An 18,647-nucleotide genomic window follows, 5' to 3' on the forward strand; every position below is an offset into this window, starting at 1 on the left:
GTGTCCGCTCGTGGCCGATTTCTGCATGTCGCGAAGGGCTGAAATCGGTCAGGAGCAGACGCTCTGGTCAGAACCCCGTGAAACCCGAAAACCAAGGTAAAACAGCGCGACTGTTATGCCCTTCGTACTTCGCTTGTCCTCGAAGATCATTGAGGCATAGAAATAAACTGATTGTGGCTGGAATAGATAGAACGTTTAGCATCCAGAAAACGACATTGCTGGATTCAAGCGTCACCAGCGCGACGATGTTAATGACTACCATGCTGATTATCAGAATATTGTATTTGAGGTGCTGACGTCTGAAGGATGAAAAGCTTTCCCAGTCATAAATCAGCCATTCATGATTAAAGACTTCGCATTCGGGGCACTTATGGGTGGGCGACAGCCTGATGGGGATATGGCCACAGTTGGGGCACCGAGCCGTCATAGCGTTTTCCATTGTTAGATGATGTCCCTGATTACGTTTTCTTGGCGATGTCATGGCGAAAGGCGCCAAGCCTATCAAGGCGCGCTCGATCCTGGTGGCGAGATTAGCAGGGCCCCTCTTTTATCACCTTCTTGCCCGGTAGCCACTTTTAGCTTAGTACCATTGGAGCTGAAAGGCTGCATACCGCTGGTTTCTACCACTGCTGACCGGCAGCTTTGAGGCGAACGCAGTCGTCTATGAGCGTCTGCTTCTGGCCGATTGCTTACTGTCGCGAAGGGCAGGAAACGCCTAATACCTACCCCTCAATTCCGCTAGGTCTCATCTGTAAGTAGACGGTGATACGAGTTGCTGAGTGCCAAAAAGAGCGGCTCACGCGTAGGAAATTTCCTACAACTCCGTCGGAAGAGCCTGAGTTTTTGCCGCTAAATTTCCTGTTCAAATCTCTCCTCAATGACTTTCCAGCGCCAGCTTGTTTAAGCGTGTCCTGAAAAAAACCAATGAGTGAGGGATTTATGAACAGCATCTACCGAACTATATGGAATCGCACGCGTACCTACTTTACGTTGCCGTCGGCGTCTGGCGCTTTAAAATCGCGCAACAGCCTTGTGCGCTTTTCTTCAAAAGCTCCGGCTTTTCCCTTGAACACGCTGTCCGCCAGCTTGTTGTTGGCTTTTTCCAGCATGGGGCACGCCGCTGTTATGGTCGTCGACGGGACGACCTATAGCGGAACCGGGACAATGGCGGCATCAGGTAACAACAACCCTGCATTGCAGGTTATGAATGACGGTGAGGCGACTTGGAGCAGCGGCATTCTCAGCACTTCAGGCACCGGCTTAGGCGCTGTTCTGGTAGGAAGCAACTCCACGCTGAATTTGATCGGCATGACCGTAAATTCCCTCAAGGCCAAGACGTCTGGGTTGATGGCGTCTGGCGGCTCTAAGGTAAACCTTCAGAACACCCAAGTCGCTGCACTGGGTGACAGCGTCGCGTTGGATGTCAAAGAAGCAAGCCAGCTACGTGGTAACGATGTGCAGATCAACAGTACCGGCTCGGGCCTGATCGTGACGAATTCGACGGCCGATGTCAGCAATCTCGATATTGTTACCCACGGATCTTTCGGATTTGCAATTGCAGCATTAGGAACCAGTAACGTCAACGTTCGCGGAGCCACCATTAAAACCACCAATAACAGGGGCTATGGAATATACGCCACCCCAGGCGGGACGGTGGTGGCGAACGATATCGTGATCAGTACCTCGGGCGCCAATGGTCTTGGAGTGCAGGCCAACGGAAAGGGTGCTCATATAAGTCTGGACGGCGGCAGTATCACCGCAAGCGGAACTGGTACCACTTACGGAGTTAATGCCTATGGAGGGGGGACCGTTGATGTCAAGAACATGGACATTGCCTCTAAAAGCGAAGCGATAAGGGCTGAAGTTGGAGGGACGGTGAATGTTGAGTCGTCAAACCTGCACTCAACGGGTACTGCCATCTCTGTCGCAAATGGAGGCATTGTCAATGCGAACAATGTGAGTATAAAAAACAGCGGCGCGCGTGCGCCAATGGTGTGGGCGTTTACTGATTCATACGTGAATCTTGTCAACAGCGATATTGAAATGTCGGGGGGGCATGGTATCTATGCTGATACTGGAAATGTAACCCTCGATAATGTTCGTATTCACGGCGAAGTAGGTGGCTTGGGTATTCTCGCCCGCTGGGGGGGCACCGTTGTGGGCAATAACGTCGATATTGCTATGAGTAAGACTGGTGATAGCGACAAAGAGGACAACATAGGCCTGCGTCTGAGCTCTAGTTCACCTGTTTCCAATGTTAGTTTCGATAATTCAAGTATTAAGGTAAATGGCAAATTTGCCACTGCTATTGGCGCTTACGGAGCGAATCAGAAAAACGTCCTGCTTAAGAATACTGTGGTCAGTTCCGAGAATGTTGCTATCAAGGCGGGCGAATCCGTTGCTTTTGATGTGACTGCTGACAGCTCTACCATCGAAGGTAAAACATTAATGGCCGGCGGGACTGCCAAATCGGGAGGACAGCAAGTTGTGAGCGTAGCACTGAGCGCCACTAACGGCTCCCGACTTAAAGGGGACGTGGCGATCGACCGTAATTACACCCTCGACAGCAGCCTTAACCTTAACGAAGCTTCTACCTGGAAAGGCGCATCGACTGGTTTACATAATCTGAGCCTCCGTGGTGGCAGTATGTGGACTATGACTGGCGACTCTTCGGTGAGCGCTCTTTCGTTGAACGACGGCCGTGTAAATTTCGACCACTCCAACGGCTTGTTCAAGACGCTGACGGTGGGCAATTTGAGCGGCAATGGCAGCTTCTTGCTCAACACTGACTTGGCGACGCTGCAAGGCGACTTGCTCAAGGTTGAAGGGCAAGTTGACGGGGAGCACACGCTGATCATTGCTGATTCCGGCCGCCAGGCCCAAGGTGAAGCACTGATGCTGGTGGATACCAACGGCGGCGCGGGGAAGTTCGATTTGTACGGCGGTAAAGTCGACGTGGGTGCCTTCCGTTATGGCCTCGAGCAGCGCGGCGATGACTGGTACCTGGCCGGCACTGCCGAGGATGCGGGCGGTGGTGAGGGGCCAGTGGCTGATACCGGTGGCGGTGCGGGCGGTGGCGAGGGGCCAGTGGTTGATACCGGTGGCGGTGCGGGCGATGGCGAGGAGCCAGTGGGTAATACCGGTGGCGGTGCCGGAGGTATCGTTGCGCCCGTTAAACCAGTTATTAGCAATCCTCAGCCGGAGAATCTGAGTAAGGGCGCGAACGCTGCCATCGCTCAACAGGCGGCGGCCACAGGACTCATCGGTGCGCAGATGAATGCCTTGACCAAACGACTGGGCGAGTTGCGTATGGGCAATGATGAGGGTGGTCTGTGGACTCGTGGCTTCGGGAAGGAGCAGCGCATCGATACAGGTTCCAGCCGTGCCTTTGAGCAGCAGGTCAACGGTTTCGAGATCGGCGCCGACAAGGCCATTCCTTTCTACAACGGCAAGCTGTACCTCGGCGGTATGGCCGGACAAGGTGAGGCTCGTCAGAACTTCGGCGAAGGCAGCAAAGGCCAGATCGACAGCGCCATGCTCGGCACCTATGCAACCTACATCGACCAAAACGGCGTGTACGTTGACAGCGTGCTGAAATACACCCACTTGGACAACAAGGTCGACATCACCAGCAATATGGGTAAGAAGGTGGATGGCAAATACAAGAATCACGCCATCGCGGCGAGCATAGAGGTTGGCAAGCAAATCGATCTTGGACAAGGCTGGTTCGTCGAACCACAACTGGAAGTGCAAGCGTTCCGCGTGGGCAGTGGCGATTACACCGCAAGCAATGGCTTGAAGGTCGAACAGGACGCCGTTACTTCCGTTCAGAGCCGAGTTGGCAGCCTGTTCGGTCGTAACATGAAACTGAATAACGGTATGTCCGTGCAGCCATACGCCAAAGCATCGTGGATTACCGAACATGCCGGTGACAGCAAGGTGAGCGTCAACGATGTAAGACTGGACAGCAAGTTGCCAGGTTCGCGGGCCGAAATCGGTGGCGGGGTAATCCTGCAAACCGCCGAGAAGCACAAGTTCTTCATCGATGCGGAATACACCAAGGGCGATGGCATCGAACAGCCTTATTCGGTGAACGTAGGCTACCGCTACGCTTGGTAAAATCCTCTCCTGAAGGCAGTTTCAAATAAGCGAACAAGACCCGGATCTATGAATTCGGGTCTTGTTCGTTTGTGTTGTTAATATGAATCGCCAGTTGCATTTCGTCATTCGAGGCAAGAAACGGTTCCTACATGAAAATCAACTGCGCCTTTAGCAAGTAGGGGCGCATGACTTGTATGCGATTGACGTTTGGGTTGGCAGTTGTACGTTTAGGCCACTGCCCACTTATGGCCGAAAGCAGGTGTTCGTGAGCGGCAGCTAAAGCCGAAAGCGGTCGTTCGTGGGTGGCAGCTATCGGCCCAGAGTGTGTAAAAACGCTCATTGCCTCATCGTCTTGGGTCATCGACGTTCGTTTGCTGAGCGATAGTACGGTCAATGTTGCGGGTCGCATCGGTCGCGACCTGGAACACGTCAATGCGGTTTTTACAGCCTCTGGGATGGGCCGAAATCAGCTTTTTTAGGCCGACAGCGCCTTCATCAAACCGTGAGCACCGATGATTTTCATTACCCGTTTCATGTTTTAGGCGAGCACATTCATGCTGATCTCCGCACTCACCCCGGCCAGCTTTCGCGTCAGGAAGTGCGTCGCTCCCATCCATTGTTTGAGCGTCCCGAAGGGATACTCAACCGTCCGTTTTCGGACTCGTATCATCTCTGGTGCTTTGCTCAGCCGATGCTGCATCTCCTCCAATACGTCTTCATGCTCCCAGCGTCGAACTCGTCGTTCCGTGCTCGGTGTGCACTGCGATTTCAAAGCGCAGCCCTGGCATTTCGAACTCCAGTAACGATGCAATTTCAGGCCTTTTCAACGTAGGAATAGTGCCAGATCAGCGACTCTCCAGCCGGGCAAATGTATTCGTTTTTTTCCGCGTCATAAAGGAAGGCATCGTTATTGAAACGCCCGTCAGGCTTGGCTCCAGAGGTCATCAGCTTGGGCACATAGGCGGTGATACCTGCATCGTGACAAGCCAGGATTTGTTCGCTTTTGAAGTAACCTCGGTCAGCCACTACCGACAACGTTTCTGACGCCATCGCCTCTCGGGCCTGCTTGGCCATCGAGCTGAGTTGATCGCGGTCGGAACCCACGTTGGTCACCTCATGCGCAACGATCAAATAGTGCTGCGTATCGACGGCTGTTTACACGTTGTAGCCAACGATTCCCGTACCGCGCGTCATCATGGAGCGGCTTTCTGGATCGGTCAGTGAGACCTGTTTATCCGGCGATTCATTGAGCTGGATTTCGATCGCCTGAAGCTCCTTCATTTGAGTTTTGAGCTTGGCGATTTTCTCTTCCAGCCTCACGGCACTGGGCTCGGAAGCTGTTGGTTCTTGCCGATCGGCAGCATCGAGTGCCGTCAGGTAACGATTGATGCTCGATTCAATTTCTTCCATTCGCCGCTTCAGTTTGGCGCTGGTGAAATTGCGGTCGCGGTTGTTGACTGCTCTGAATTTGCTGCCATCGATGGCGACCAGATGTTCTGCGAACAGTCCCAACTGCTGACACAGCACAACGAACTGCCGACAAACGCCTCGGATGGCCTTGATGTTGTCTTTTCGGAAGTTGGCGATGGTCTTGAAGTCCGGCATCAACCGCCCGGTCAACCACATCAGCTCGACGTTGCGTTGGGCTTCTCGCTCCAAACGTCGGCTCGACTGGATGCGGTTGAGATAGCCGTAGATGTAGATCTTCAGCAAAATCGCGGGATGGTAGCAGGCCGGCCTGTATCGGCTGGAATGGCACCTTCAAAACCCAGATTGACCAGGTCGAGTTCGTCGACGAAGAGGTCGACTACGCGCACTGGATTGGTATCGCTGACGCAGTCGTCGAGGCTCTCGGGAAGTAAGGTGCCTTTGCCTCGATGTTCACATTGGATAAAGCGTTTCGTGGGCGATCCCTGCTTGAAATCCTCAGAAATCATAGCAAGTGTTCGCGAAGGTGTTTTTACACACTCTGGGCCAATAGCGGCCCTTGGACAGGCTAATGGCGAAACAGTAACTTGTGCGACAAGGCTGGCGAAAAATGATCGGCAGCGAATCATTCAATGGGGCGTCCACGTATGCCCACTTTGCTAACCTTTAGGTACCAGGATGGACTCGTATCGCAAGCTGATTTCAGCAATAGAGGCGTTTGATCACTGGGAGCAGCCTTGGGAGTTTTATGAATCGGTATCATCTGCACGATCACTCGACGCAAATGACCTCGAATAACTGTGGCGCGCCTGGGGTACAGCAATAGAGAGAGAAGGTTGGCTTGCGAGCAAGGACTTTGCCGATGGCTGCTCGCTTGCAGATGCTCGTCTTGCGTCTGGATTCCCATGGCTATCGAACAAAGCCCGACAGCAGCTTGTCAACGGGGCTTCCTACCAATGGCTGTAACGCTTAACTGCTCGCCGAGGGCTGAACCAACGTTGGCACATCTTGTTCAACAGCCCATTATCCGAATGATAATTAGGGTTGGTTCCAGCCCTTCGCTAAAAGCAAACAACCGGCAGAGATCGGCCAAAATCGGTCGCTCGCCATTAACTCCGTCGCGCGCCGTAATTATCGGTATCACTCTTTGCGAGATTCTGATTTAGCGAGCGACTGCTTTTGTTTTAGTGCGTGCTCAATCTTTCCTCTACTACTCTAGCTGCTCTGATGTGCGAGGAGGAGTCGATCCCACATCCCAGTGAGAGCGGCCCACCCTGTAATATTAAGTGACAATATACTTATATTCATTGTTAGCTACAGAGCAGCCTTTCACCCGGCCACTTACAATATCTGCAAAAACTTTATTAGAGCTGAGGTGGGGCATTGAATTTATTGATGATTTTTCAATAAGCTCCTCAAGCCTCTACGTCTCGAAAGTCAAAGTGATTTGGCGTAAAAACCTGAAGTTTGCAATATAAAATTACTATAGATTGCCACATGGATTTTAATAAAAAAATTAACTTCATGTTATTGATTTGTAATCACACTAGCCCCGCGCGATCATGAAATTATAAATAATCATCTCACCGTCTTTAACTGCTATTTTTTTACAAGCATGCGGCGCTATTCCTTAGTAAAAAGATGATGGGGATGTTGAGATGAATGATGTAAAAGTTTTAGTTTTACGCACTTGCTCCAATAACATGGGTGATCACTGCGGCCTGATCTGGCCCGTTTCGGGTCTCGTGGAATGCAAATTTTGGGAGCCTACGAGAAAACTCGAAAATGGTTTATCCGGCTTGCTCTGGGGAAAGGGAACAAGCATCCATTTAAATATGCAAGCCGACGCCAAATGGATCGTCTGTGAAGTTGCAGTTGACGAAATTATTAGTCTGGATATAGATGGATGCGTTAAATTCCCCCGAGCTGAAGTGGTTCATGTTGGAATACGAAATAGTGCCTTAGGGTATATTTCGAGTAACTTTTCAAACTATGCGTCACATTCAGCAGATTTGGTTGAGCCATTTGCTTTTTCTGAAGTGCGCCCGGAAATGAACAAGGACTCTTTCAGGCCACCTGAAGCAACAGATCAAACTCTACAAACTCTACAAACTCTACAAACTCTACAAACGCTAGAGACAGCTGTTTATGGTAGTACGCTCACGGGTTCAAATCAGAGTCAGCTCATCGCAGGTTACGGCAGTACTGAAACCGCTGGAGATCGCAGCACACTGATTGCAGGATACGGGAGTACTGGAACCTCAGGATCTGATAGTTCGATCATTGCTGGCTACGGCAGCACTCAAACCGCTGGAGAGGAAAGCTCGCTAACAGCAGGTTATGGCAGTACGCAGACGGCCCAAGAAGGCAGCGATCTCACCGCCGGCTATGGCAGTACGGGCACAGCTGGATCCGATAGCTCGCTGATCGCCGGCTATGGCAGTACTCAAACCGCTGGAGAGGAAAGCTCGCTAACAGCAGGTTATGGCAGCACGCAGACGGCCCAAGAAGGCAGCGATCTCACCGCCGGCTATGGCAGTACGGGCACAGCTGGATCCGATAGCTCGCTGATCGCCGGCTATGGCAGTACTCAAACCGCTGGAGAGGAAAGCTCGCTAACAGCAGGTTATGGCAGCACGCAGACGGCCCAAGAAGGCAGCGATCTCACCGCCGGCTATGGCAGTACGGGCACCGCTGGATCCGATAGCTCGCTGATCGCCGGCTACGGCAGCACTCAAACCGCTGGAGAAGAAAGCTCACTAACAGCAGGTTATGGCAGCACGCAGACGGCCCAAGAACGCAGCGATCTCACCGCCGGCTATGGCAGCACGGGCACCGCTGGATCCGACAGTTCGCTGATCGCCGGCTACGGGAGCACACAGACCGCTGGTCATGGCAGCGTACTTACTGCGGGGTACGGCAGCACGCAAACGGCTCAGGAAGGGAGTTCACTCACAGCCGGCTATGGCAGTACCGGGACTGCTGGCCCGGACAGTTCTCTTATTGCAGGCTATGGGAGTACTCAGACTGCGGGTCATGAAAGTAAACTGACAGCAGGTTATGGCAGTACACAAACCGCTCAGGAAGGCAGCTCACTCACGGCGGGTTACGGCAGCACCTCAACAGCCGGCTATGACAGCACACTCATTGCCGGATATGGCAGCACCCAAACTGCTGGTTACCGGAGCGTTCTTACAGCAGGCTATGGCAGTACCCAGACCGCTCAGGAAAGCAGTTCGCTCACGGCCGGCTATGGCAGTACTTCAACAGCAGGTTTCAGCAGTTTTCTAATCGCAGGTTACGGTAGTACCCAAACTACGGGATATGAAAGCACCCTGACTGCCGGTTATGGCAGTACTCAAACTGCCCAGGAAGAAAGCTCACTCACCACTGGCTATGGCAGCACATCAACAGCCGGCTACGAAAGCTCACTTATTGCTGGCTACGGAAGTACTCAAACTGCGGGCTACAAAAGCACGCTGACCGCAGGCTACGGCAGCACCCAAACTGCCCAGGAAGAAAGCTCACTCACCACTGGCTATGGCAGCACATCAACAGCCGGCTACGAAAGCTCACTTATTGCTGGCTATGGAAGTACTCAAACTGCGGGCTACAAAAGCACGCTGACCGCAGGCTACGGCAGCACCCAAACTGCCCAGGAAGAAAGCTCACTCACCACTGGCTATGGCAGCACATCAACAGCCGGCTACGAAAGCTCACTTATTGCTGGCTACGGAAGTACTCAAACAGCGGGCTACAAAAGCACGCTGACCGCAGGCTATGGCAGCACCCAAACTGCCCAGGAAGAAAGCTCACTCACCACGGGTTATGGCAGTACCTCAACCGCTGGCTATAGCAGTACTTTGATTGCAGGGTATGGCAGTACTCAAACAGCTGGCTACAACAGCAGTTTGACGACTGGTTATGGCAGTACGTCTACTGCAGGCTATGACAGCTCTCTGGTCGCAGGTTATGGAAGTACCCAGATCGCGGGCTACGAGAGCACTTTGACGGCGGGCTATGGCAGTACGCTGACCGCTCAAGACAGCAGCACGCTCACCGCTGGCTACGGCAGTACTGAAACAGCTGGATTTTCCAGCTCATTAATCGCAGGTTATGGCAGCACCCAGACCGCTGGCTACGAGAGCACGTTGACGGCCGGCTATGGTAGTACGCAGACGGCAGAGCGAGACAGCACGCTCACCGCCGGTTACGGGAGCACAGGAACGGCAGGCCAGGACAGTTCACTGATTGCGGGTTATGGCAGTACTTTGACCAGCGGCATTCGCAGTTTCTTGACGGCGGGTTACGGCAGCACGTTGATCAGTGGGCTTCGTAGCGTACTGACGGCGGGATATGGCAGCAGTTTGACGTCCGGGATGCACAGCAGCCTGACTGCCGGATACGGTAGCAACCAGATTGCGAGTCATCGAAGCTCACTAATTGCGGGTCATGAAAGCACTCAAATTGCCGGGCACAAAAGTATGCTTATCGCCGGCAAGGGCAGCTCGCAAACTGCAGGCTATCGCAGCACGCTGATATCCGGTGCCGACAGTATTCAGATGGCCGGCGAGCGCAGCAAGCTTATTGCTGGTAAAGACAGCACGCAGACTGCGGGCGACCGAAGCAAACTATTGGCTGGCAGCAACAGCTATCTCACCGCTGGCGATCGCAGCAAACTAACTGCCGGCAACGATTGTGTGCTCATGGCCGGAGACCGAAGCACGCTCACTGCCGGCAAGAACAGCGTTCTGACAGCGGGTGCCCACAGCAGGCTCATCGGCAGCCTGGGCTCAACTCTGACTGGCGGGGAGAACTCGACACTGATTTTCAGATGCTGGGATGGGAAGCGCTATACCAACAAGGTAGTCAACACAGGAAAAAATGGAGTAGAGGCTGATACGCCGTATCAAGTAGATGAAGATGGAAATATTGTGAATAAAGCAGAGGAGTAATAACGATATTTTCGAGGGGTGTAATCCCTAAGCAGTGAGAAAATATTTAATCGAGGCTGCCGCTCTTTGGAAGGGCATTCTGCACCATGGTGACTAGGAGTTATGTTGAGTGTCCGCTCGTGGCCGCTCGTGGCCGATTGTTGCCTGTCGCTAAGAGCAGAGAACGACCCTTTGCAGCCAGTCGTGACGGAGAAAACGACCCATTGCGGACTAAGCGGTGCTCAAGTGAGCACATGTGGCGAGGTGGCATTTACTAAATACCTGTTTTACCAAGCCTCGCCCATCCGCTTTTCATCAGGCTCCTGACTATGTTCCAGCCTTTTGAGTTGTACGTTCACGCTCAAATAATCGAGAAAAACACGAACCCGTAACGGCATCTGCGTGCCTTGGCCGAGAAATACCGCATGGACGGGATCAATGTCTCCAGGGTTGAAGGCTTGCAGTATCGGAAGAAGTTTTCCTGATTCAATGTCCTCAACCACTTGGAACTCATCGAGACGAGCCAAGCCTACTCCTGCCAGCGCTAACTGGCGAAGAGCCTCACCGTCACTCGCCGTCACATTACCCACTGGCGAGACAATCCATTGCGAGCCATTCACGATGAAAGGCCAGCCTTTCAGTGTGCGTGTGTAACCGAAGTCCAAGCGGTTATGGCGGGTCAAGTCTTCTGGCACGGTCGGCAGACCATGGCGCTCCAGATACTGGGGAGCTGCGACGACGACCATCCGTGTTTCGCCCAGCTTTCTCGCCACCAGGCGCGAACTTTCCAGCGGGCCGTGACGGATCGCAACGTCGGTGCGCTCCTCAATCAGATTCACCACTTGATCCGTCAGTACGATATCCAGCTCTATACCTGTGTAGCGCGAGAGGAATTCGGGGATCAAGGGTAATAAAACTCCTCGGGCAAAAGGCACACTGGCACTGACCCTGAGAAGCCCCCGCGGATCGCCCTGTCCGGAGGTGCTGCGTTCAGCATCCTCCACATCCGCAAGAATTCTGACGCATTGTTCATAGAACGAATGACCTTCCGGCGTGGGCGTCAGTCGCCGCGTGGTTCTGTTCAGCAAGCGTGCCTGAAGGCGAGTCTCCAGGCGGGATAACAACTTGCTGACCGCCGAAGGTGTCATGCGGAAGTCCCGCGCCGCCAATGAAAAATTGCCGAGTTCAATCACTCGGACGAACACTTCCATCTCTGCCAGACGGTTGATATCCCAGCGTGCCATTGTGAATTTATGTCATATAAGCCATTCGTGATAGCAGTCTATATCACAGATCATCTCGGAGGCATCATCTCTCTGAACCCCGTGCACAAGGTACGGAAGGAGAAATGAAATGAACAGAATTCGAAATGGGGATGCTGCATGAACCCTACTCCAGCAAATCCAAAAGTCGCGCTTGTTGTCGGCGCGAACGGCATCATCGGCCATGCCGTGGCAGAGGAACTCAAGCGCGAAGGCTGGCGGGTCAGGGCGCTTGATCGCCGAACCGTCGTGGGCACCGAGACGATACTGGCGGATCTCACGGATGCCGAAGCAGTGGCCATCGCTGTGAATGCTGCCCGAGACACGACTCATGTTTTTTACGCGGCCTTCAGTCCCGATCCGGATCTGGCGGTGGAAGCAAGTCGCAATGCCAACATGCTGGCCAACGTGCTAGATGGACTTGAGCAGGTGAATTCCGCTCTTCAGCGAGTGGTCATCTATCAGGGCTTTAAAATTTACGGCTCTCACCTCGGCGCGAAGGTTCGCACGCCCGCACTGGAGAGTGATGCGGGGCATATGCCACCGAACCTGTACCTTGCACAGGAAGCCCAGCTTAGAAAGCGTGCCGAACACAGCCGCTGGGATTACGTGGCGCTGCGTCCCGATCTGGTGGTCGGGGATATCTACGGCAACACGATGAATATTGCGCTGGTCATCGGCGTTTTCACCGAGCTGTCCCGTGCGCTGGATATCCCGTTGCGATTTCCCGGCACCGATAAAGCCTACGGTCAATTGCTGCAATTCACCGATGCCGGGTTACTGGCACGGGCCAGCGTCTGGGCCGCACTCAGCGAGTCTGCTGGTGGAGAGGCTTTCAACATCGCCAACGGCGACATTTTCCGCTGGGAGCGTATGTGGCAAGACACGGCCAAACATTTTGGGATGGAAACGGCGTCTCCGGTTCCATTGACGCTTGCACGCCACATGCCCGACAAGGCCGCGCTGTGGCGGGAAATCGCCGAATGCCACAATTTGATCCAGCCTGATCTGGGCAAGTTGGTCGGCTGGGGGTTTGGGGATTTCATCTTTCACACCGAGACGGACATCATCTCGGATACGAACAAAATCTACCGATACGGATTTACTGAAAGGGTCGACTCGAAAGCTTCGCTTTTCGATGCGCTGGATAGCCTCAAGAAGCAGCGAGTGCTTCCGTAGAAAGATCAGTAGTTGTTTAGATTGCCGCTGGTTTACGCGATCTCGCCAGCGGCAATGATGCGCTTGAGAAACGCAGCAAAGACAAAGTCTCTACTGACCGCTATTGCCGAAAGCCGTCATTCACTAGTGCGCTATTTAAGCCGTAATTGCTTATTGCGGCGACGTTATCGTGCTCTCACCGTCCACAGCTCATTTACCTTGGTCGTGTAGCTCTGACTCATCAGCTCTCTACGCATTGCCCAATCGGGCGCCGCCGGCACGCTGGCCAGCCGGAGAACTCCCTTTCCCCAACGGCCATTGATTTCATCCAGGACGGTCATCACTTTGTCCGCCGTAACAGGCTGGGAATGTGCAAACAGGTCATCAGTGAATTCGCCGGGCTGTCGCAAATCCATCAGCAGAACCTCCGCCTTGCTGTACTTGAAGCCCGGTCGGAAGAGGCGATTGACCGCTTCGGTTGCAGCCTTGGTCATGAGTCGAACGTCGTTTGTCGGGTAGGGTAGTTCGACGAGGGCGCCGTTCGCGTACTTCGCTTCTTCGGGATTTAACATGCCTGTCCTGATACTCACGCGGATCTTTTTGCACAGCGAGTTTTGCGCGCGGAGCTTTTCTGCCGCACGCTGGGTGTAGGTCGCAACGGCTTCCTTGATCGGCTCGATCTGCGTGAGTCGCGTGCCGAACATTCTGCTGCAGCAGATTTCCTGCTTCGGCGGGTCAGCCTCACCTAGTTCGAGACATGGAATACCGGCGAGTTCACGTGCCGTCTTCTCGATCACCACGCTGAATTTCTGGCGAAGCATCCTCGGATCAGCTTTCGCTAAATCCATGGCGCTCTTGATGCCCATCACTTCTAGGTGAGCTTTCATGCGCCTGCCGATTCCCCAAACTTCTCCAACATCGGTGTTGCGCAGCGTCCAGTCGCGTTTGAACGGGTCGCAGAGATCGACCACGCCGCCGGTGATATCCAACAGCCTTTTGGCGGTATGGTTTGCCAGCTTCGCCAGCGTCTTGGTGCGGGCAATACCCACCCCGACTGGAATTCCCGTGCGCTTGAGGAGAGTGGAGCGCACGTGTCGCCCAAAAGCAGATAGATCGCCTGGGAGGTCAGTGAGATCGGCAAACGCTTCATCGATGCTGTAGACCTCGAGCGCTGGCACCATCGATTCGATGATCGTCATGACCCGTTCGCTCATATCGCCGTACAGAGCGTAATTACTGCTGAAGGCCACGATTCCATGCCGGCGTAGATGGTCTTTAATCTGGAAGTACGGCTGGCCCATTTTCACGAAAGGCTTAGCGTCATAGCTGCGCGCGATCACACAGCCGTCGTTGTTGGACAGTACCACGATTGGCGTCTTCGCCAAGTCGGGCCTGAAGACGCGCTCGCAGCTCGCGTAGAAGCTGTTGCAGTCAATCAGTGCAAAGACTGGCTCACGTGTTGTCATGATCGCGAACGCTGTATTTCACCACACCCCAGATCACGAGCTCATCGCCCTCCATGACATGTCTTGCCGGATATTTCGGATTCTCCGACAGGAGGAGTACGACGTTCTCACGCAGAAGTAGGCGCTTGCAGAAAGGCTCCGAGTTCAGCGCGGCAATGACGATATCGCCACTGACCGCATCGATGCTTCGATCAACAACCACAAGATCCCCTGAATAGATTCCTGCGCCCTGCATGCTGTCCCCATCGATTCTCGCCAGGTACACGTGCGGCGCGCGGATATCGAACAGTTCATCAAGGGAAATGTGCTTTTCGATGTGATCAGCTGCAGGGGAGGGGAAGCCCGCCGGCACTCTAGATGAATATAGGGGCAGCCTCCTGCCGCCAGACGCGAGAGGGCCAAGGATGGTGATGCTCATGATGCAATCCTTTTGAGGTTAACTGTACATGCATACAGTTAACGATTTGGTTCGCTTGCGGTCAATCTCATAGGTATGACAATTCGACGGGTGACATCATGTGCGGACGCTATTCGATCTACGAATCGATGGATCATTACCTCACGGAGCTTGCGCCAAAGCAGCTGGTGATCAATGGCTATGACCTCTGGCCCGTCGAGCGGTACAACGTCGCGCCTTCGACGCGGGTGGAAATTATTCGGCCAGCGGGAGAGGGCTTGAGTGTCGATAAGGTTAAATGGGGATGGGCGCCGTTCTGGGCGAAGGGAAAGCGTCCTGACCCGATAAACGCGAGAGTCGAGACCGTCATGACTGGGAAATTTTTCAATCAGCTCTGGCCAGATGGTCGCGTACTCGCACCGGCGAACGGTTGGTTCGAATGGGTCAATGACGCAGATGATCCGAAAAAAAAACAGCCGTATTTCATTACGCTGAAAGAGCAGATTCCGATGTTCTTTGCCGGCTTGGCAGAAGTACACGAAGGCCTGGAGCCGGATGATCGCGATGGCTTCGTCATCATCACCGCTGCGAGTGACCAAGGCATGGTCGATATCCATGATCGCAAGCCTCTGGTCTTGTCACCTGAGCACGCTCGCGAATGGATCGATCCCGACACTTCACCTGAGCGAGCACGGGAAATTGCATTGCAGCACTGCAGGCCCGCTGCTGACTTTCACTGGTACAAGGTGAGCAGGGATGTGGGTAACGTCCGTAACCAGGGCCCACATCTGATTGAACCGATTTCTCTCGCCTCGGATGTCGATGACTGAGTTGAACCTCGATGTGGCGACATTGCTGGGGCTGGCGAACTCAGCCGCTTTGGGGGGGTAACCGATCTCTATCGAACTATTCCAGATTAAAGCTTACTTATAATTATCAGCGGGGTAATTTTTGACGCGCTACGATCCAAGCACAAATTCCGGATCTGCAATACACTCTTAGTTAATTATCAAAACGAGATCAGTCATGTCCAAACTCGCAGAGTTCCGCCAACTCGAAAAACACCTCGCCGAGCAACTCCAAGCGCTCGAAGCCCTCAAGGGTGACGCCGGCCTCAAGAAAGAAATTGAATTCGAAACCAAGCTGCGTGATTTGCTCGTAAAATACGGCTACAGCCTGAAAGACGTGATCAATCTGCTGGATCCACACGCCGGTCGTCGCGCTCCAGCCGTCGAGTCGAAAGCTGGCAGTCGCAAGCCTCGCCAGTTGAAGGTTTATAAAAATCCTCACACAGGGGAGGTTGTCGAGACAAAGGGTGGTAACCACAAGACATTGAAAGAATGGAAGTCAGAGCATGGTTCCGCGACCGTTGAGTCCTGGCTGACCAAGTAATTTCGGGATGAAAGAACATAGGGCCCTTCAGGGCCCTTTTTGTTTGTAGTCAAATCAGTAACTGCTCTCGCGTGACTTGTTTTGATCAATCCACAGCGCCGTACAAGTTATTGTGAATCAGGTGAGATCCAACCTCTGATAACGCCCGGCAGAGGAAAGCCAACTGTCTAACAAGGCTTCGACTTCAGCACTGCTTATGAGGCCCATTGGATATCGCTGTAAAAGGGTAGCCTGGTATTCAGCTGTTCTGATCACTGGAGAATTACGGCTGCAAAGCGCACTAATGATCCTCCTTCGTGAACTGAGGTTGGCAGCTATACGCCGAGTCTTTAGCCAGCACGCAGTATTCATATAGCCCCCTTTGAGCATCTTGGCGAAGGAAACTTAGGTGAGGAATGTGACAGTTAAATGGCAGAGCGATGACGATGGATCAACGGTTGCTGGCTGACATTCTGGACGACCGTTTTTGTCCGCCTTAGGCTCTGAAGAAATGGGTAGGCCTACGCTGAGGTATTTCGAGTTTTTACCGTGACGAACATCTTGATGCGGTCATGGATTTCCTGGAGGGCATGGCGAAAAGGCTCAGGCTTTTCACTGGTAGCCGGATCCTCGAAGTTCCAAGTCATTATCTCTTCTGATGATGGCATCCGTGATGCTTCCTCAGATGATTTGTCACACAAGGTGACAACGTAGTGAAAATCCTGCCCCTGAAACTCGTCGATTGACTTGCTTCGTAGCCCACTTGAATCGACGCCAATATGCTCAAGCGTTTCGAGCGTGCGCTGATCGGTTTCACCAACGGTCAGCCCTGCGCTGAATGCCTCAAAGTGGCCGGAGTCAGTGTGTCTTAACAAAGCCTCAGCTAACAATGAGCGAACGTCGTTTTTCGCACACACGAACAGCACTCTGTACTTCTCTGACATGGTTATCTCCCAGTTAGAGCAGATGGTTGAGCCTTGGCCAGATCCTCATTGATTACAGCAGCATTTAGAAGGCTTACGGAGTTTCTCGACGAACAGCATCGAGCCTCTGTATTAGCCTTCTAAACGCGACTTCGCTCCAGAGGGGATGCACGGCCTACCAGCGGCGCTTTCGTAACGCAATCCGGCGCGGGGCGTCTGCTAAGCTCAATTCTGTATTGATGAGGTGGCGTCATGTCAGTTCAAAACCAGCTGTCAGCTATTTTGGAAGCCCTCCACGAAAACCAGCTCGCGCTGGCGGATGCTGTCGAGTCGATAGGGATGTGGATTGATCAGCGAGGTGGAACGGAAGCTTCCAGCACCATCCTGGGGGCGGTGTCGACACTCGATATCAATTCGGAACGCATCAGAGCACAGATCAATGCGCTGAAGGAGCTAGACTCCAATTCTCTCTGAAGGGAGCTCCACCCATTCCGCCCTGATGCCACCCAGCGAAAGGACTCCAAGGATGTTGATCAAAATCGAAGAGGCAGACACGGATACCGGATGGTTTGTTGTGCTCGACACCTGCCGTGTCAGGTTCTCTACCTATATCGAGGCGGAGGCATTTGTCATTCGGCTGACAGATCGGATAAATGCACCGCACTCCCTGCCAGAGCACATCTATCTCGCTGACGAGGCACTGTCATGAAGATGACTCAAAAGAGTCAGCATAATGTCGGCATACATCGTGCTCATCGCGGGCTCTTTACTTAGCTGCCAACTTAGGCAGCTTTTTTTTGCTCAGCGATTTTGGAAGTTGCTTTGCTGCTTCCGACAACCGGGTCTCAGCCTCTTCAAGGGAGGCTGCAGCGCAGGCCGTCCATACAGCCTGTAATGGAAGTAGATCCTTTTCAATCAACGCCTGCTGGCACCACTGGTAGTGGTCGTGCCAATCACCTAGAGCTGATTGCAAGCTTTTCAATATCTTGTTCTCGCTATTCGACAGCGGGGACAGCGCCGGAAACGCGTCCGTCAGGTAGCGAGTGCGTTTTACCAACACCCTCAATTCGTGCCGGTCAAACTCCTTATTTTCTATCGCGACATTGAGCCGGTCGACCTGCTTTTTGATCGTTTTTTCAATACTCGGCTGGATACCCGACCATCCTCCTTTGAGCTCAACTGCACGGAAACCTTGAGGCCACGCATCGAGTGCCGCCATTAGCCGTTTCAGCGGCAAGCCATTGAGGACGGCCTCATAGAAGTTGTTCAGCTTGAGACGTCTGGGTTGTGCCAGCCGGGGTAGTTTTCTATTTTCTAGTTCTTGGATGAGGACTTCCAGATCGCGCGCCGGCGTAGTCTGCTGACCAACCTCCGCAGCAGCCTCGCTCAGCACCTGCATCTCCTCTACTGAGCGGAAAGGTCTCAGCAGGCTTCTAATTCGTCGTACGGCTATCCTTAGATCGTGTAACGCCTCACCATCCGTGCGCGCCTCAAGACGTGCATGTGCGTTGTACAGTCTCACTTGTAGACTCAGTATTTCAGCCACAAATTTGTCGGCGAACGACATGCAGTGAGCCTCCCCTGTGATCACACCTCGAAAAGACTAG

The 18,647-nt window shown here is 53.3% G+C and carries 11 protein-coding genes and 2 pseudogenes; 7 read left to right on the forward strand and 6 right to left on the reverse strand.

The window, feature by feature from the left end:
- Positions 1-939: 939 nt before the first annotated feature.
- A complete protein-coding gene (locus tag ACA069_RS07720; protein WP_497616959.1) occupies positions 940-4,119 on the forward strand; it encodes an autotransporter outer membrane beta-barrel domain-containing protein in 3,180 nt (1,059 codons plus the stop codon).
- A gap of 457 nt (positions 4,120-4,576) precedes the next feature.
- Here ACA069_RS07720 and ACA069_RS07725 read toward each other — a convergent pair.
- Positions 4,577-6,038 (reverse strand): annotated as a pseudogene (locus ACA069_RS07725) (IS1182 family transposase).
- 1,632 nt (positions 6,039-7,670) lie between these two features.
- On the opposite strand from ACA069_RS07725, the pseudogene ACA069_RS07730 reads away from it, so the two are divergent.
- Positions 7,671-10,484 (forward strand): annotated as a pseudogene (locus ACA069_RS07730) (beta strand repeat-containing protein); the annotation flags it as partial.
- A 266-nt stretch (positions 10,485-10,750) separates the two neighbouring features.
- On the opposite strand, the gene ACA069_RS07735 reads toward ACA069_RS07730, so the two are convergent.
- On the reverse strand, positions 10,751-11,707 hold the full coding sequence (locus tag ACA069_RS07735; protein WP_497616960.1) for a LysR family transcriptional regulator: 957 nt from the start codon (positions 11,705-11,707) through the stop codon (positions 10,751-10,753).
- A 138-nt stretch (positions 11,708-11,845) separates the two neighbouring features.
- On the opposite strand from ACA069_RS07735, the gene ACA069_RS07740 reads away from it, so the two are divergent.
- The gene (locus ACA069_RS07740) at positions 11,846-12,904 is read left to right on the forward strand and encodes an SDR family oxidoreductase (RefSeq protein ID WP_497616961.1); all 1,059 of its coding nucleotides are present in this window, start codon (positions 11,846-11,848) and stop codon (positions 12,902-12,904) included.
- Between the two features lie 164 nt (positions 12,905-13,068).
- Here ACA069_RS07740 and umuC read toward each other — a convergent pair whose 3' ends face one another.
- Positions 13,069-14,349: a translesion error-prone DNA polymerase V subunit UmuC gene (umuC, locus tag ACA069_RS07745; RefSeq protein ID WP_497616962.1), complete on the reverse strand. Its 1,281-nt coding sequence runs from the start codon at positions 14,347-14,349 to the stop codon at positions 13,069-13,071.
- Entirely contained in the window at positions 14,336-14,767 is a 432-nt protein-coding gene (locus tag ACA069_RS07750) for a LexA family protein (RefSeq protein ID WP_497616964.1), read from the reverse strand. The genes umuC and ACA069_RS07750 overlap by 14 nt, the downstream gene beginning before the upstream one ends.
- Before the next feature lie 98 nt (positions 14,768-14,865).
- Here ACA069_RS07750 and ACA069_RS07755 point away from each other — a divergent pair, with 98 nt between their 5' ends.
- Together ACA069_RS07755 and ACA069_RS07760 are read left to right on the forward strand one after the other, a co-directional pair.
- Positions 14,866-15,576, forward strand: coding sequence for an SOS response-associated peptidase family protein (locus ACA069_RS07755; RefSeq protein WP_497616965.1), 711 nt, complete (start codon positions 14,866-14,868; stop codon positions 15,574-15,576).
- A gap of 196 nt (positions 15,577-15,772) precedes the next feature.
- Positions 15,773-16,138: a histone-like nucleoid-structuring protein, MvaT/MvaU family gene (locus tag ACA069_RS07760; protein ID WP_497616966.1), complete on the forward strand. Its 366-nt coding sequence runs from the start codon at positions 15,773-15,775 to the stop codon at positions 16,136-16,138.
- A gap of 500 nt (positions 16,139-16,638) precedes the next feature.
- Here ACA069_RS07760 and ACA069_RS07765 read toward each other — a convergent pair whose 3' ends face one another.
- Entirely contained in the window at positions 16,639-17,061 is a 423-nt protein-coding gene (locus tag ACA069_RS07765) for an arsenate reductase ArsC (protein ID WP_497616967.1), read from the reverse strand.
- A 231-nt stretch (positions 17,062-17,292) separates the two neighbouring features.
- Between ACA069_RS07765 and ACA069_RS07770 the strand changes: the two genes are divergently transcribed.
- Both ACA069_RS07770 and ACA069_RS07775 read left to right on the forward strand, forming a co-directional pair.
- Positions 17,293-17,514, forward strand: a complete 222-nt coding sequence (locus ACA069_RS07770) for a hypothetical protein (RefSeq protein ID WP_187680979.1) — start codon at positions 17,293-17,295, stop codon at positions 17,512-17,514.
- Positions 17,515-17,566: 52 nt separating this feature from the next.
- The gene (locus ACA069_RS07775; protein WP_187680978.1) at positions 17,567-17,749 is read left to right on the forward strand and encodes a hypothetical protein; all 183 of its coding nucleotides are present in this window, start codon (positions 17,567-17,569) and stop codon (positions 17,747-17,749) included.
- Positions 17,750-17,806: 57 nt separating this feature from the next.
- Here ACA069_RS07775 and ACA069_RS07780 read toward each other — a convergent pair whose 3' ends face one another.
- Entirely contained in the window at positions 17,807-18,607 is an 801-nt protein-coding gene (locus ACA069_RS07780; RefSeq protein WP_497616969.1) for a CHAD domain-containing protein, read from the reverse strand.
- Positions 18,608-18,647: the final 40 nt, after the last annotated feature.

This window comes from Pseudomonas sp. LBUM1652 (assembly GCF_059716105.1).